This is a genomic window from Iodobacter arcticus, assembly GCF_042664895.1.
In the GTDB taxonomy this organism is placed as follows: Bacteria; Pseudomonadota; Gammaproteobacteria; order Burkholderiales; family Chitinibacteraceae; genus Iodobacter; species Iodobacter arcticus.
Genome location: NZ_JBHTBQ010000018.1, coordinates 112,793 through 129,549, shown reverse-complemented (window position 1 = coordinate 129,549; position 16,757 = coordinate 112,793). Strand labels below are relative to the sequence as shown.

The following is a 16,757-nucleotide window of genomic DNA, read 5'->3' as shown; positions in this document are numbered from 1 at the left end:
GGTAAACCTTCAAGGATCTTGTAATTTAATGGTAGATAATCTTATGTACTTTGGTCATTAATTAGTAAATTTTTTGCATATTTTGTAAGTTTATGGCTTGATTTACGATAAAGAGTCTGTGTTTACATGATTAAGTGCGGTTATCTTTCTATTCAAAATGGCGTAAAAAAACCCGGCAAGCCGGGTTTTTTATTGCAAAGAATGAATTATTTCTTTTTCTGCGGAGGCAGATCCGTACATACGCCTTTAAATACTTCGGCAGCCATACCAATCGATTCACCCATGGTTGGGTGAGGGTGGATGGTTTTGCCGATATCCACGGCATCGCAACCCATTTCGATGGCAAGGCAGATTTCACCGATCATATCGCCAGCATGTGGGCCAACAATCGCACCGCCGATGATTTGCTTGGTGTCTTGATCAAAGATCAGCTTGGTGAAGCCTTCGTCACGGCCATTGGCAATAGCACGGCCAGATGCGGCCCATGGGAATACGCCTTTACCGTAGTTGATGCCATTTTTCTTGGCTTCATCTTCGGTGACACCCACCCAGGCGACTTCCGGATCGGTATAAGCCACGCCAGGAATCACGCGGGCATCAAAGAAGGCTTTGTGATCCGCTGCGTTTTCAGCTGCAACGTGCGCTTCGTGCACGGCTTTGTGCGCCAGCATCGGTTGGCCAACCAAATCGCCAATCGCAAAAATATGCGGCACATTGGTGCGCATTTGATTGTCGACGGGGATAAAGCCGCGATCAGTGACGATCACACCGGCGTTTTCTGCGCCGACTTTGCCGCCGTTAGGCACACGGCCCGTTGCGTGTAGCACGAGGTCGTAGCATTGCGGCTCTTTCGGGGCGTTTTCACCTTCGAATGTGGCCCAGATGCCGTCTTCTTTGGCTTCAAGTGCGACAGTTTTGGTCTTGAGCATGATGTTGTCAAAGCGATGGGCATTCCATTTTTCCCATACTTTAACGAGGTCGCGATCCGCGCCCTGCATCAGGCCGTCGAGCATTTCCACCACATCAAGGCGTGCGCCCAGTGTGGAGTAAACCGTGCCCATTTCCAGACCAATAATTCCGCCGCCCAAAATCAGCATGCGTTTGGGGACAGATTTCAGCTCCAGCGCGCCGGTTGAATCGACCACGCGTGGATCGTTCGGTACAAAGGGCAGCTTAAATACCGAAGAGCCAGCAGCGATAATCGCTTTCTGGAACTTGATGATTTTGGTTTCCCCCGTAACTTCTTTGCCGTCACCCGAAGTGATTTGCACTTCCATATGGTGAGGATCAATAAAGCGTGCCACGCCACGTACGAATTCTACTTTACGTGCCTTGGCCATACCGGCTAAGCCCGTAGTCAGCTTGCCAATTACTTTTTCTTTAAAGCCACGCAGTGCGTCGATATCGATCTCTGGCTCGCCAAATTTAATCCCGTTGGCTGCCAAGTGTTTCACTTCATCAATCACCGCCGCATTGTGCAGCAGTGCCTTAGAAGGAATACAACCGACGTTTAAACACACACCGCCCAGCTTAGAAAAACGCTCAACGACGATGGTTTTCATGCCCAGATCGGCAGAGCGGAAAGCGGCGGAGTAACCACCGGGGCCACCGCCGAGTACCACGACTTCGCATTCGTAATCTGCGGCACCTGTGTGGCTGCCAGCAACGGGAGCGGCTTGTGGTGCTGCGGCAGCCGTTGCAGGGGCTGGGCTTGGCGCTGCGGCTGGTGTCGCTGTGGCAGTCGCGGCTACTTCCAGAACCACCAGCAAGCTACCTTCGGATACTTTGCCGCCCACGGCGACTTTGACTTCTTTGACTACACCCGCGTGAGTGGAAGGCACTTCCATCGTCGCTTTGTCGGTTTCCAGCGCAATCAAGGATTCTTCAACGGCCACCGTGTCGCCGACTTTAACGAAGACTTCGATGATATCCACATTGTCATGGCCGCCGATATCGGGGACTTTAATTTCGATTAGATTGCTCATCATTTATTCCATTTGATCTGTGCAAGGGGCTGAACGTCTAAAAATTCTGTAGACACAGAGCACACAGAGCTTAAAAGCAGAACACGGAGAAAACCTTAATCTCTGTTTTTCTCTGTGTGCTCCGTGTTCTCATTTTTTCTCTGTGTCTACAGATCTTTGTCTGCTTACAACACCAAGCGGCGGATGTCGCTTAGGAGCTTGCCGAGTTGCACGGTGAAGCGGCCGGCCATTGCGCCGTCGATGACGCGGTGATCGAAGGACAGCGACAATGGGCACATTAGGCGAGGCATAAATTCTTTGCCATTCCAGATCGGCTTAACTTGTGATTTGCACACGCCAAGAATCGCCACTTCAGGGGCGTTGACGATAGGCGTAAAGCTAGTGCCGCCAATGCCGCCAAGGCTAGAAATGGTAAAGGTTGCGCCTTGCATATCGGTAGGCTTGAGCTTTCCTTCACGCGCTAGAGCGGAAAGGTCGGTCAATTCTTTAGCGATTTGCTTCAGGCCTTTTTGGTCGACATTTTTGATAACAGGTACAACCAAGCCATTTGGCGTGTCAGCTGCAAAGCCGATGTTGTAATACTGTTTTAAGATCAAATTGTCGCCATCGAGGCTGGCGTTAACGGTAGGGAAGGCTTTCAGCGCTTCAGCCGCGGCTTTAATAATAAAGGCCAGTGGCGAGAGCTTCATGCCGCTCTTTTCCCACTCTTTACCGATGGATTTACGGAATTCTTCCAGCTCGGTGATATCGCATTCGTCGTTAAACGTCACGTGCGGGATCACTACCCAGTTGCGGTGCAGATTAGCGCCAGATAGCTTCTGGATGCGGGTTAGCGGCTTAGTTTCGATCGGGCCAAACTTGGCGAAATCGACTTTTGGCCATGGCAGCAGATCAAGGCCAGAGCCTGTGCCCACTGCTGACGCATTTGGCGCTGCAGCTTGGCCGCTCATGACTGATTTTACATAAGCTTGTACATCGCCATGCAGAATACGGCCCTTAGGCCCTGTGCCGGTGATGCGGCTCAGATCAACGCCCAATTCACGCGCAAAGCTGCGAATCGAAGGCGATGCGTGGGATTTTTTGAAGCTGGCTTCGTCAACCGGACGCGCTGCTGCGGGAGCTGAAACAGGAGCAGGTGCTGCAACTGGAGTCGGCGCAGGTGTTGCAGCCGCAACACTAGCGACAGGGGCTGCAGCCACCGGTGCTGCGGCTACTGATGCAGTGCCTTTCAGTACCAGAATCAAGCCACCTTCGCTGATTTTGTCGCCGACTTTGAGCGTGATGCTTTCAACTACACCCGCTTCAGGGGACGGCACTTCCATCGAGGCTTTGTCGGTTTCTAGCGTGATCAGTGATTGTTCTTTCTCAACCACATCGCCAACTTTTACAAACACTTCGATCACATCCACTGCATCGTGGCCACCGATATCCGGTACGCGCACTTCGATGCTGCTGGCAACGCTGGCTACGGGAGCCGCTGCCGGAGCTGGAGCAGCTGCTACAGGAGCGGGCGCTGGGACTGAACCTGGAGCAGGCGCAGCTGCAACGGGAGCCGCTGCAGGTGCTGCTGCACTGGCGGTATCTGCGGCTTCTAGCAACAAAACAACGCTGCCTTCAGAGGCTTTATCGCCAATTTTAATCTTCATTTCTTTTACTACACCGGCGTGGGTCGATGGCACTTCCATCGTTGCCTTGTCGGTTTCGAGTGTAATCAGTGATTGCTCTACTTCAATGGTATCGCCAACTTTTACAAAAACCTCGATCACTTCAACGCCCTCGTGGCCGCCGATGTCGGGGATTTTTACTTCAATCAATGTGCTCATATATACGAATCCTGTGAGGGGTATGGAGTGAGAGGGGAGAAGGGACGAATCCCTTCTCCTTGTCTTTAAGCGTGCTGCTTAAGACAACGTCTCACTGCTTTACACGGTCCAAGGCGCTGGGCGGTTGGCTGCAATGCCGTACTTTTCGAGGGCCTCTGCTACTTTCGCAGCAGGAATTTTGCCCTCGTCAGCCAGTGCTTTCAGTGCAGCAATCGCAACGTGGTAGCGATCCACTTCAAAGAAGCTACGCAATGCTTTACGTGAATCGGAGCGGCCATAACCGTCACAACCCAGCACAACGTATTTAGCAGGCACGTATTCACGTACTTGATCAGCAAACGCACGTTTGTAATCGGTTGCCGCAATCACAGGGCCGGTACGACCAGTCAGGCAGCTCGTAACATAAGGCACTTGCTGCGCTGCCATTGGGTTGAGCATATTGTGACGCTCAACCGCCATACCATCACGGCGCAGTTCGTTAAAGCTTGGGCAAGACCAGATATCTGCATCCACGCCGAAATCGGCTTTCAGCAGGTCTGCCGCAGCGATCACTTCGCGGAAGATCGTACCTGAGCCCATCAGCTGCACTTTCAGTGCAGCGTCTTTGCTGCCTTCTTGGAACATATACATACCGCGCAGGATGCCTGCGGCCGAGCCTTCTGGCATGGCTGGGTGGCTGTAGTTTTCATTCATTACTGACAGGTAGTAATAGATGTTTTCCTGATCCTGATACATGCGGCGCATACCGTCTTGCACAATCACCGCCAGCTCGTAAGCGAAGGTTGGATCGTAAGACACGCAGTTCGGGATAAACTCAGCAAACAGATGACCGTGACCATCTTGGTGCTGCAAGCCTTCGCCGTTCAGCGTAGTGCGGCCCGCTGTACCACCGACCAAGAAGCCGCGAGCGCGTAAATCGCCCGCTGCCCATGCCAAGTCGCCGATACGCTGGAAACCAAACATCGAGTAGTAGATGTAGAACGGAATCATGGTGACGCCGTGGTTGGCGTAGGAGGTTGCCGCAGCAATCCAATCGCTCATCGCACCGGCTTCGTTAATCCCTTCCTGCAATACTTGGCCGGTCTTGGATTCCTTGTAGAACATCAGTTGATCGGCATCTTGTGGCTCGTACAACTGACCCACATGCGACCAGATACCCAACTGACGAAACATGCCTTCCATACCAAAGGTGCGCGATTCATCTGGCACGATAGGGACGATGCGGTTACCGATTTTTTTGTCTTTAACCAAGGTATTCAAGATACGAACAAAGGCCATGGTGGTGGACATTTCACGCTCACCGCTGCTGCCCAATAAGCTTTGCAATGCGTCTAGGCCGGGTACTTCGAGTGGCTCGTCGATTGGCTTTCTGGATGGCACAAAGCCGCCAAGTGCCGAACGGCGCTCGTGCATATGCTTCAGCTCTTGGCTATCGTCAGCAGGGCGGTAGAATTTGCAAGCAATCGCTTCTTCGTCGGTCAGCGGGATATTAAAGCGATCACGCAGGTAAAGCAGATCGGTATCGGATAACTTTTTGGTGTTGTGTGCTACGTTTTGCGATTCGCCTGCCGCGCCTACGCCAAAACCTTTTACGGTTTTAACGAGCAATAGCGTTGGTTGATCTTTGTGCTCAGAAGCGGCTTTATAAGCTGCGTACACTTTATAAAGATCGTTACCACCACGGGTCAGACGCCAGATATCGTCATCCGACATGGCCGCAACCAAGTCGAGCAATTCTGGGTAAGCACCGAAGAAGTGTTCGCGTACATAAGCGCCGTTTTTGGATTTGTAAGTCTGGTATTCACCATCGACTACTTCCATCATGCGTTTTTGCAGCAGGCCTTTTTTGTCCTGAGCAAGGATGGCATCCCAGCCTGTGCCCCAGACTACTTTAATCACATTCCAGCCAGAGCCACGGAAATCGCCTTCCAGCTCTTGAATGATTTTGCCGTTACCGCGTACTGGGCCATCAAGGCGCTGCAAGTTGCAGTTAATCACAAAGATCAGATTGTCGAGCTTTTCACGGCCAGCTAGGGAAATCGCGCCCAGAGATTCTGGCTCGTCCATTTCGCCATCACCGCAGAAGCACCAAACTTTACGATCGCCTTTTTGCTTAAAGCCACGATCGTCTAGGTACTTCATAAAGCGTGCTTGGTAAATCGCCATCAGTGGGCCAAGACCCATCGATACCGTTGGGAACTGCCAGAAATCAGGCATTAGCCAAGGGTGTGGATAGGACGATAAACCACCGCCTTCTACTTCACGGCGGAATTTATTCAGTTGATCTTCGGTAATGCGGCCTTCAAGGAAAGCGCGTGCATAAACGCCTGGCGCAGAGTGACCTTGGAAGTAAACTAAGTCGCCGCCGTGGTTTTCTGAAGGCGCATGCCAGAAGTGATTCCAGCCGATATCGTATAAAGTGGCAGCGGAGGCGAATGAAGAAATATGGCCGCCCGGCTCTGCTTCGTCGCGATTGGCTTTAACTACCATCGCCGCTGCATTCCAGCGGGTGTAAGCCAGAATACGTTCTTCCAGATTAGGCTTGCCTGGGTGCTTGGCTTGCAGGTGTGCCGGAATCGTATTGATATAAGCTGTAGTAGCGGTATACGGAATATTGACGCCATCTTGGCGTGCGTGATCGACTAGCTTTTCAACCAAGAAATGGGCGCGCTCTGCGCCTTCTTTTTCGAGGACGCTATCGAGCGACTCTAGCCATTCTTGCGTTTCTTGGGGATCGAGGTCATGAAGCTGCTCTGCCATTGGTCTCTCTACCTTGTGAGTGGGTTAATTATCCGCACTTTGCGGTCTGTCGGGCTTAGGCGATCGTAGCGAGGGAAAGATCGGTTTGAGACAGCAACATGCATTTTTGAGGCGAATAGCTGGCTATTCAACAAGAAAATGCGTGAAATATGGCCAAATCCGGCTTTCCCGCAGTAGATCAGTCTTAAGTCCGGCAGGCCGCTAATCTGCGGAGGCGGGCTGATTGTGTGGATCAGCCTGCTTTAAAAGGCCTGCATTGTAATAGGCATGTATAGATACATCCCGTTTAACGGGGAGTATTTCGCTTGTAATAATTCACCAGACCGTTGGTCGAAGCATCGTGGTTAGTGGTCAAGCCGGGGGTAGTTAAATCGGCTTCGATGGCTTTTGCCAATTGCTTGCCGAGTTCTACTCCCCATTGGTCATAGGAATTAATATTCCAGACCGTGCCTTGTACAAACACTTTGTGCTCGTACAGGGCAATCAGCGCACCTAAACGCCGCGGTGATAAGCGCTGCATTAAGATGGTGTTAGTCGGGCGATTGCCTTCAAATACTTTATGTGGAACTAAAGCATCTTGGGCTTCGCCGGTAATGCCTTGTTTATCTAATTCTGCCCGGACTTCTGCTTCATTTTTACCGCGCAAAAATGCTTCTGTCTGGGCAAATACATTGGCCATCAGAATCGTATTGTGCGGCTCAGGAATATCGGGATGCTCTATGGTGGCAATAAAATCGACGGGTACGATTTGGCTGCCCTGATGCAATAACTGGTAATAAGCGTGCTGCCCGTTAATGCCGGTATCGCCCCATACAACAGGTCCGGTGCGATAATTCACGCGTTTGCCATTCAAATCAACCGTTTTACCGTTTGATTCCATATCCAGCTGTTGCAAATAAGCTGGGAATCGATAAAGAGATTGGTTATAAGGCGAAATAAGCTGGGTGCTGGCACCAAAGAAATTGATATACCAAACACCGAGCATTCCCATAATGACCGGTAAATTCTGCTCTAATGGTTTACTGCAGAAATGCTGATCCATGGTGTATGCACCATGCAGCAAATCTTGGTAATTATGTTTGCCCAGATAAATAGCAATGGGTAAACCAATTGCGCTCCATAGGCTATAGCGGCCACCGACCCAATCCCAAAACTCAAACATATTGTTGATATCAATGCCGAATTCACTAACTGCTTTGGCATTGGTTGAAACGGCTACAAAATGTTTGGCAATATGCTTTTCATCGCCCGAGGCTTTTACAAACCATGCACGCGATGTGCGGGCATTGGTCAGCGTTTCCTGAGTGGTAAATGTTTTGGATGAAATAATAAAGAGTGTAGTTTCTGGGTTAAGTTCGGCTAATGTAGAAATTACCTGATCGCCATCAACTGTCGAAACAAAGTGCATTTTCAGGCGTTTGTGGCCGTAATCTTTGAGCGCCTGGCAAACCATCAGCGGGCCAAGATCTGAGCCGCCAATACCGATATTTACAATATCCGTAATAGCCTTGCCGGTGTAACCCAGCCATTCACCCGAGCGCACTTTATCTGAGAAAACGCCGATCTTTTCTTTAACGGCATTCACCTTGGGCATGACATCTTCGCCATCAACCATCAGCGGGTTTTTGTCGAGATTACGCAGGGCGGTGTGCAAAACGGCACGGTTTTCTGTGGTATTGATTTTTTGCCCGGAAAACATCGCTTTGATGCGATCTTCAAGCCCGGACTGACGGGCCAGATCCATGAGCAAAGTCATTGTCTTGGCGGTGATGCGGTTTTTTGAGTAATCAAAAAACAAGCCGCCCGATTCAATAGAAAACTGCTCAAAGCGCTGCGGATCGTCGTTAAACAGATCACGTAAATGCAAAGGGAACACTTCTTTGAAGTGCTCATCTAGAGCAAGCCACGCTGGTGATTGTGTGAGCTTAGGCATGGTGTGGTTTGGCATGAAGTAAATGAGTCCTTAAAAATCAGCTGTAGTTGTCATGACCACGAACACGTTTTTCTTTGAGGCTGCGCTTCATTTTTTCGAGCTGGTCTATGAGTTCTGGTCCGCGTCTGAGTGCTACGCCTACGGCGAGTACGTCGATAATCACCAAGTGCACAATACGAGTGATCATTGGAGTGTAAAGATCGGGGTCTTCCATCGTGTCGGCATAAAGACAAAGCGAGCAACGCTTGGCTAATGGCGATTTTGAATGGGTAATACCGATGACATCGGCCCCGGCGTCACGGGCAATTTCTACCGAGCGCAGTAAATCGAGTGTGCGGCCCGAGTTAGAAACAGCCACAACCGCGTCCCCCGGCCCGAGCATCGATGCACTCATACCGTGCATGTGCGGATCGGTGTAGGAAACGGTGGGCACGCCTAAGCGAAAAAACTTGTTCTGCGCATCAATGGCTACCGCACCGGATTGCCCCTGGCCGTAGACTTCAATCTTTTTGGCATTCGACATAATGGTAATGGCGCGCTCTAAGACCTCGGTATCGAGTTCATTACGGCAGCGCAGCAAATGTGAAATATTATTGTCGAATAATTTGCGTGACAGATCGTGCGCCGAATCATCACGGCTCACCATAGAGTGCACATAAGGCACGCCAGACACCAAGCTGCGTGTAAGACGCAGCTTGAAATCCTGCAAGCCAGAGCAGTTGAGTGAGCGACAGAAGCGAATCACGGTGGGTTGTGAAACCAGCGCTAAGTCGGCAATTTGCGCAATGGGTGCATTAGCCACCAGATTAGGTTGCTCAAGCACCAGCTCTGCCACTTTGCGTTCTGATTTGCTGAGGCTATCGAGTGCGGCCTTGATACGTTCGAGCATGTATTTTTCTCACACAATTTGTAGGGTGGGGTAGCCCAGCGTTTTTGGCTTGGCTAACCCACCATGGCACATGAAGCTTGGGAGCCAAGGCAATATTGCTGAACGAGATAAACTTCGCACGCAGATGCCGCCCTAGGGAAGTATCAAGTAGCCCAAAATACCTGTTTGAGTCCATTACACTTATCCAGCACACGGCGGATCGGGAATAGCTCAGTGGCTGGTTTTTGCTCAAGCAAGGCCGCTTGTAATAATGCTTTTTTACTGTCGCCAGTGATATGTACGATTACCGAACGGGCTTTTGCCAGTGTAGGCAAAGTGAGCGTAATGCGCTGATGCGGCGCTGCTGGTGGAATGACTGCAGCGCAAAGTGCGTCAGATACGCAGGCGGCTTCCAGCTCGGCAGCATTGGGGAAGAGCGATGCAGTATGGCCGTCATCTCCCATGCCTAAAATCAGCACATCCAGCGGGGAGGGCAGGGCAGCAAGGCGGGCCTCGATTTCTTTTTGGCCTTCGTGGGCGGTGGCTACACTTGATACCTGAGAAATAAATGTTGCTTTAGCAGCTTTATCTTGCAGCAGGTTTTCGCGGGTAAGGCGCTCATTGCTGTCTGCATGGTCCGGTGCAACCCAGCGCTCGTCAGCCAGTGTAATAACTACTTTTGACCAGTCTAATTCTTTTACTCGCAAGGCTTTAAACATGCCGGCAGGGGTTCTTCCCCCCGATACTGCAATTCCTGCCTGACCACGCGCCGCAATGGCTGTACTTAATTGCTCAGCGATAAAATCAGCCAATTGATGATCTAATTCGTCTTTTGACGAATATTCGTGCCATGACAGTGATGACATGTTTTACCTCATGATAATGAAAGAACGGGCCAGAAAACTGGCCCGCTTTATAGTCTCAATTTTAATTAAGCTTCTTCGTGCCAGCAAAGGCCGTCGCGCGATAGCAGGGCTGATGAGGCAGCAGGGCCCCAGGTGCCGGCAGTATACGGCTTAGGGCCATCCGGGCTGCTTTCCCAGTTGTCGATAATAGGCTCAACCCATTTCCAGGCTGCGCGTTGCTCGTCACGGCGTACAAATAACGATAGATCACCGCGAATCACATCAAGCAACAGGCGCTCGTATGCTTCCGGGCTGCGAGTTTGGAAGATTTCTTTGAAATCCATATCCAGATGCACAGGGCGTAAACGACCTTGATTGCCCGGCTCTTTTGCCATCATATAAAGACGTACAGATTCGGCAGGCTGTAGCTGAATAACCAAGCGATTTGGTGTGCTGGCTGTGCGGCCATAAATGGAGTGCGGGGTTTCGCGGAAATTAATCACGATCTCGGCAAGGCGCTCGGATAAGCGCTTACCTGTGCGTAGATAAAACGGTACACCCGCCCAGCGCCAAGTCTGGATTTCTGCTTTAAGGGCCACAAAGGTTTCGGTTTTTGAATGGGCCGGAACATCAGGCTCGGTCAGGTAGCCTTGCACAGGTTTGCCATCTACTGCACCTGCGCGGTATTGACCACGAACAACCTTGGTGTGAACGTCTTCGGTTGTGAGCGGTTTTAAGGCGCGTAAAATTTTGAGCTTTTCATCACGTACGGCATCGGCATCGATCGATGCGGGTGGCTCCATCGCAACAATGGTCAGTAGTTGCAAGAGATGGTTTTGCACCATATCGCGCAATGCGCCGGTTTTATCGTAGAAGTCAGCTCGTGATTCAACGCCTACTTGCTCGGTAACGGTAATTTGTACGTCGCGTATCCATTCTCTGCGCCAGAGCGGCTCAAGCAAGGTATTGGCAAAGCGTAAAGCCATTAAGTTCTGAACCGGCTCTTTGCCCAGATAATGGTCGATTCGATAAATTTGATGTTCTTGGAAATATTCACCGACTTCGTCATTAATCTTGTTTGATGACGCTAAATCGTGTCCCAATGGTTTTTCAAGCACGACGCGGGCGTTGCCGGCAGCAAGGCCAACTTCGGACAAACTCTTGGAAATCGGGGCAAATAAATCAGGCGCAGTTGACAGATAAAATACGCGAACGCGTTTTGGAAACGTATTGAGTGCATCAGCTAGCTTACTGAATTCTGCGGGATGATTGGCATCCAGCTGCAAGTATTCAATACGTGCAGCAAACGTGGCCCAATCGGCATCGTTATAGTGGCTGCCTAAGTAGCCAACGGCCAAAGCATGGGCTTTTTTGAGGTAGGCAGCAGTATCTGGAACACTGCGGCCCAAACAGACAATGCGCCCTTCTTGGGGCAGATTGCCTTCTTGATGTTGGTGGTACAGCGCTGGCAGCAGTTTACGCATTACCAAGTCGCCAGTGCCGCCGAACAGCACCATGTCGAAAGCGTCAATCGGGGTCATCCGCGAGAGTCCTTGTTCTTAATATCGGTTTTCGGGCCTTGGCGGGCACGTAAGACTTTGTAATCTTACTACACCATTAAATAGCGGTGCAAACGAAATTCGCCAAGGCTCATGAATGATGGGGGTTTACACGTAGCGCAGAATGTTAACCCTGTGTAAATGTTGACTATTGATGCAGCGCAATGAAATCAAATTTCCAAGCTGATGCGGTTGAAGTTATAGGTGCTTTGTAGTAAAACTACGATCAATTTTACAGAAATGTACGTGGCGTGCCGTGATCGCGCCGTAACTCGGAGCCTTTGTCTATGTCCGTTCATCCCAAGCTTGCCGAAGTCACTGCGCGTATTATCGCAAGAAGCCAAGGCCCCCGCTCTCGTTATTTAGCCCGCCTAGAAAAGGCCGCTAGCAAGGAGCCATCGCGTAAAGGTTTAGCCTGTACCAATCAGGCTCACGCCTGGGCCGCTGCACCAGAAAACGACAAAATAATGATGCGCGAAATGCGTCAACCCAATCTGGGTATTGTCTCTGCTTACAATGACATGCTATCAGCACATCAGCCGTTTGAAATGTTCCCCGCCATCATCAAAGAGGCGGTTCGTCAGGCGGGTGCAACAGCACAATTTGCGGGCGGTGTGCCCGCAATGTGTGATGGCGTGACGCAAGGCCAGCCGGGTATGGAGCTCAGCCTGTTTAGCCGTGATGTGATTGCCATGTCGACCGCAGTTGGCCTATCGCACAATGTGTTTGATAGCGTGGTTTGCTTAGGCGTTTGTGACAAAATTGTGCCCGGTTTGTTGATCGGTGCTTTGCAGTTTGGCCACTTGCCAACGGTTTTTGTTCCGGCTGGCCCGATGACCTCGGGCATTGCTAATAGCGAAAAAGCCAAGGCGCGCCAGTTATTTGCTGAAGGTAAATGTGGCCGTGAAGAATTATTGGCCTCAGAAGAAGGCTCTTACCACGGCGCAGGTACATGCACCTTCTTTGGTACTGCCAACTCTAATCAAATGTTGATGGAAGTGATGGGCTTGCATTTGCCAGGCGCCGCTTTCGTTAATCCGAATACTCCACTGCGTGATGCGCTGACTGTTGCAGCAGCACAACGTGCGATTGCTATTACTTATAAGAGCGATGAGTTTACGCCGGTAGGCAAGGTGGTCGATGAAAAATGTATTGTGAACGGCATTGTTGGCCTGATGGCAACGGGTGGATCGACTAATCACACCATTCATATGATTGCGATCGCTCGTGCAGCGGGCATTATTATTGATTGGACTGATTTCGACGATTTATCCGCCATTATTCCCCTGCTGGCCAAGATTTACCCCAATGGCTCGGCTGATGTAAATCATTTCCATGCTGCTGGCGGTATGGGTTTCTTGATTCGTGAATTACTCGATGCGGGCTTGCTGCACGAAGACGTGCTGACCGTAGCCGGTAAAAGCTTGCGCCCTTATGCGAATGAGCCTTTCTTGGGTGAGGATGGTAAGGCGGTATGGCGTCCGGCTCCACTTGAGCCTGTTGACGATAATGTCGTTCGCCATGCGAGCAATCCATTTAGTGCTGACGGCGGTTTGCGTTTGCTGGCCGGTAATCTGGGCCGCTCAGTGATTAAAATTTCTGCGGTTAAGCCAGAAAATCGCTGCGTAGAAGCGCCTGCCATTGTGTTTGATGATCAAGACGATGTGTTGGCTGCATTTAAACGCGGCGAGCTGGAAAAAGACTTCGTAGTGGTGCTGCGCTTCCAAGGCCCGTGTGCCAATGGTATGCCAGAGCTGCATAAGCTCACGCCTGTGCTAGGACTCTTGCAAGATCGCGGTTTTAAAGTCGCCTTGGTCACCGATGGCCGTATGTCGGGCGCGTCCGGCAAAGTGCCTTCAGCCATTCATATGACGCCAGAAGTCTTAAAAGGCGGCCCGCTGGGTAAGGTTAGAACCGGCGATATTATTCGCCTTGATGCCGATGCAGGTGTGGTTGAAGCTAAGGTCGATGCAGCGGAATGGGCGGCTCGCACCGTGGACACGGCAGATCTATCCGCGAATGAGCATGGTATGGGGCGCGAGCTATTTGCCACATTCCGTGCGGCTGCTACTGGCGCTGAAGAAGGCGCGATCAGTATGGGCCTCGCTCATTAATTATTTGTTTTTTTGATGGGGGAGCACCGCTGAGTGGGCAAAAGCATTCGCACTCAGCGAGATACTCATCGAATGTCCATTAACGATGGGTATCACTCTGCTCCACCCATCCTACATATCCAATATCTACAGAACAGGAAGAACAACCCCATGCAAATTCGCGAAATCATGCGCTCTTGTCCGGTGATGCCGGTTTTGGTAATCGAGAAAGTAGAGCACGCTGTACCATTGGCAAAAGCCTTGGTTGAGGGCGGTATTTGCGTGCTTGAAGTGACTTTACGCACCGAGGCCGCTTTGGCCGCAGTACGCGCTATTGTTGATAATGTACCTGGTGCCATTGTTGGCGTAGGCACTGTAGTTCGCCCAGAACAATTTGCCGAGGCAAAAGCCGCAGGCGCGGTATTTGCGGTAACGCCGGGCCTAACGCCTAAGCTGGCTGCTGCGGCACGCGCTGCCGATATCCAATTACTACCCGGTGTAATGACGCCGTCTGAAGCCATTGCGGCTCTGGAAGAAGGTTTTGATGCCTTGAAATTATTCCCAGCGGAGCAAGCCGGTAGCATCGGCATGCTTAAAGCAATGGGCGGCCCATTGCCACAAATCTTATTCTGCCCAACGGGCGGTGTAAGCCCGGAATCTGCACCTAAACTCTTGGCTATGCCGAATGTGGGGTGTGTGGGCGGATCATGGCTTGCACCAAAAGAAATGGTTGCGGCGGGCGATTGGGCAGGGATTACTGCTCTGGCTCGTGCTGCTGCAGCATTTAGAAAGTAAGAAATGTAGGGTGGGCACGTTTTTGTGTGCCCACGCGTCATGGCATAGCCCAACTCGCGTGGGCACAAAAATAAGCCCACCCTAAGATTTACATCAATATTTCAGCATTTATAGGGAATAGCCATATCGTCAGCAAGGCGACAGTTGGTTATTCTCTGTACTCTATTTTCTTATACGCGGCCTTCTGTGGGCGCGTTTTTCTGATCTCTCTGAGGAGCACCAGGCAATGGCAGCAATTCGTATCGCAATTAACGGCTATGGCCGTATCGGTCGCAATGTACTGCGCGCTTTGTATGAGTCTGGCCGTACTGATGAATTCCAAATCGTGGCAATTAACGATCTGGGCGACGCTAAGACCAATGCTCACCTGACTCAATACGATACCGTGCACGGCAAATTTGCTGGCAAAGTATCGGTTGATGGCGATTTCATGATTGTAAACGGCGACAAAATTCGCGTTTGCGCTCAGCGTAATCCGGCTGATCTGCCATGGGCAGAAATCGGCGTTGATGTCGTGATGGAATGTACTGGCTTCTTTGCAAGCAAGGCTAAAGCTTCGGCCCACATTACTGCGGGCGCGAAAAAAGTCATTATCTCCGCTCCGGGTGGTAATGATGTCGATGCAACCATCGTGTTCGGCGTAAACCACGACACACTGAAATCAACAGATACCGTTATTTCTAATGCATCTTGCACAACCAACTGCCTTGCGCCGCTGGTTAAGCCTTTGAACGATAAAATTGGCCTTGTTTCAGGTTTGATGACCACGATCCACAGCTACACCAATGATCAAGTGCTGACAGACGTTTATCACGAAGACCTACGCCGGGCCCGTTCAGCAACGCATTCGATGATCCCAACTAAAACTGGCGCTGCGGCTGCGGTTGCATTGGTATTGCCAGAACTGAAAGGCAAGCTGGATGGTTTCGCTGTTCGCGTACCAACGATCAATGTGTCCTTGGTTGACCTGACTTTCACTGCGGCTCGTGAGACAACGGTTGAAGAAATCAATCAGATCATGAAAGAAGCGTCCGAAGGCCCAATGAAAGGCGTGTTGAATTACAACGACCTGCCTTTGGTATCAATTGACTTTAATCATGATCCAGCGTCTTCTACCTATGAAGCATCGCAAACTAAGGTTTCCGGTGGTACTTTGGTGAAAGTACTGTCTTGGTACGATAACGAGTGGGGTTTCTCCAATCGTATGCTCGATACCACTAAGGCATTGTGGAACGCTAAATAAGCGTTTGCAGCCTCAGAAAAATACCCGCAGCGATGTGGGTATTTTTTTTGCCTGGTGCAGCGGCTAGCTAGCAGCGCGGTAGTGGTGTTTTGCGAGTGAGGGGTTTCATTTTCTGGCGCTTGCTTCCCTATTTATGTATTTACAAAGATGATCTGGGTTTGGTTCATATAAATAATTATGGGAAAGCAGGGTGTGTAGTGGCTTTTAATGGCACTTGCTGTTGGTAAATCACTTTTTAGCTGATTTTATGCGGATCATGTTTTAAAAATATTTTCGCCTGTTTGCGACTGCCCTTGATCACGCTAAAAACAGGGAAGTGCAATTTTATTTACTCGTTTTTTGCCGAAAATGATGTTGCAGGTGTGCAACAAGCATGGCTTTATGTCGTGATTTTCTATGGCAAAAGTAGCGCTATAAAGGTCCAATCTTGGTTTACTTATACGTATAAAAAATGCAATTTGAATATTTATAAAAAGTATTGTCTTAACTTATTGCGTGGTTTTGTTGAATTACATATTCTTTTTCTTTGTTCTGGTATGTTAAATTATTGTGTAAATTTAGGTAAATATTTACCACTTTTTTGTTTTTTATTTATGTATTTTCGCGCTCGATTATTTACATATAAGTCGAATTACTTAGTGTACGTTGCTTTGATATTTGATTGGTATTTTTACTTATGCGGGTTTGGTATTTTTACAGCAGAACAAAATTTATCACTGTGGTTATATACGGACTTCGGAGCACTTAACACGCTCAATTTTTGATTAAGTAGATTCAGTTTTTTACTGAGTTGGCTTTTAAAAAATAAGTGGTTGAGTGGTCTTTCAAATCCTATGGATCCGAATTCAATTAT

General features: G+C 50.1%; 10 protein-coding genes. 3 read left to right on the top strand and 7 right to left on the bottom strand.

The genetic code is table 11. The features are described from left to right. Nucleotides 1–206: 206 nt before the first annotated feature. From lpdA to zwf, 7 genes are all read right to left on the bottom strand, one after another. Nucleotides 207–1,985: a dihydrolipoyl dehydrogenase gene (gene lpdA, locus ACFQNF_RS11095; protein WP_380188059.1), complete on the bottom strand. Its 1,779-nt coding sequence runs from the start codon at nucleotides 1,983–1,985 to the stop codon at nucleotides 207–209. Between the two features lie 164 nt (nucleotides 1,986–2,149). After that, nucleotides 2,150–3,808 (bottom strand): dihydrolipoyllysine-residue acetyltransferase, encoded by a 1,659-nt coding sequence (gene aceF / locus ACFQNF_RS11090; protein ID WP_380188036.1) that lies wholly within the window; start codon nucleotides 3,806–3,808, stop codon nucleotides 2,150–2,152. 99 nt (nucleotides 3,809–3,907) lie between these two features. Continuing rightward, nucleotides 3,908–6,568, bottom strand: coding sequence for a pyruvate dehydrogenase (acetyl-transferring), homodimeric type (gene aceE, locus ACFQNF_RS11085; protein WP_380188035.1), 2,661 nt, complete (start codon nucleotides 6,566–6,568; stop codon nucleotides 3,908–3,910). A 286-nt stretch (nucleotides 6,569–6,854) separates the two neighbouring features. After that, nucleotides 6,855–8,501 (bottom strand): glucose-6-phosphate isomerase, encoded by a 1,647-nt coding sequence (gene pgi, locus ACFQNF_RS11080; protein ID WP_380188058.1) that lies wholly within the window; start codon nucleotides 8,499–8,501, stop codon nucleotides 6,855–6,857. 37 nt (nucleotides 8,502–8,538) lie between these two features. Then, on the bottom strand, nucleotides 8,539–9,390 hold the full coding sequence (hexR, locus tag ACFQNF_RS11075) for a transcriptional regulator HexR (RefSeq protein ID WP_380188034.1): 852 nt from the start codon (nucleotides 9,388–9,390) through the stop codon (nucleotides 8,539–8,541). Nucleotides 9,391–9,533: 143 nt separating this feature from the next. Beyond that, a complete protein-coding gene (pgl, locus tag ACFQNF_RS11070; RefSeq protein WP_380188033.1) occupies nucleotides 9,534–10,235 on the bottom strand; it encodes a 6-phosphogluconolactonase in 702 nt (233 codons plus the stop codon). A 65-nt stretch (nucleotides 10,236–10,300) separates the two neighbouring features. Then, entirely contained in the window at nucleotides 10,301–11,755 is a 1,455-nt protein-coding gene (gene zwf, locus ACFQNF_RS11065) for a glucose-6-phosphate dehydrogenase (protein WP_380188032.1), read from the bottom strand. Nucleotides 11,756–12,060: 305 nt separating this feature from the next. Here zwf and edd point away from each other — a divergent pair, with 305 nt between their 5' ends. The 3 genes from edd to gap all read left to right on the top strand — a co-directional run bounded on the left by edd (nucleotide 12,061) and on the right by gap (nucleotide 15,904). Then, nucleotides 12,061–13,887: a phosphogluconate dehydratase gene (gene edd / locus ACFQNF_RS11060; RefSeq protein WP_380188031.1), complete on the top strand. Its 1,827-nt coding sequence runs from the start codon at nucleotides 12,061–12,063 to the stop codon at nucleotides 13,885–13,887. Nucleotides 13,888–14,037: 150 nt separating this feature from the next. Beyond that, nucleotides 14,038–14,661, top strand: a complete 624-nt coding sequence (eda, locus tag ACFQNF_RS11055; protein ID WP_380188030.1) for a bifunctional 4-hydroxy-2-oxoglutarate aldolase/2-dehydro-3-deoxy-phosphogluconate aldolase — start codon at nucleotides 14,038–14,040, stop codon at nucleotides 14,659–14,661. A 226-nt stretch (nucleotides 14,662–14,887) separates the two neighbouring features. Beyond that, nucleotides 14,888–15,904 (top strand): type I glyceraldehyde-3-phosphate dehydrogenase, encoded by a 1,017-nt coding sequence (gene gap, locus ACFQNF_RS11050; protein WP_380188029.1) that lies wholly within the window; start codon nucleotides 14,888–14,890, stop codon nucleotides 15,902–15,904. Nucleotides 15,905–16,757: the final 853 nt, after the last annotated feature.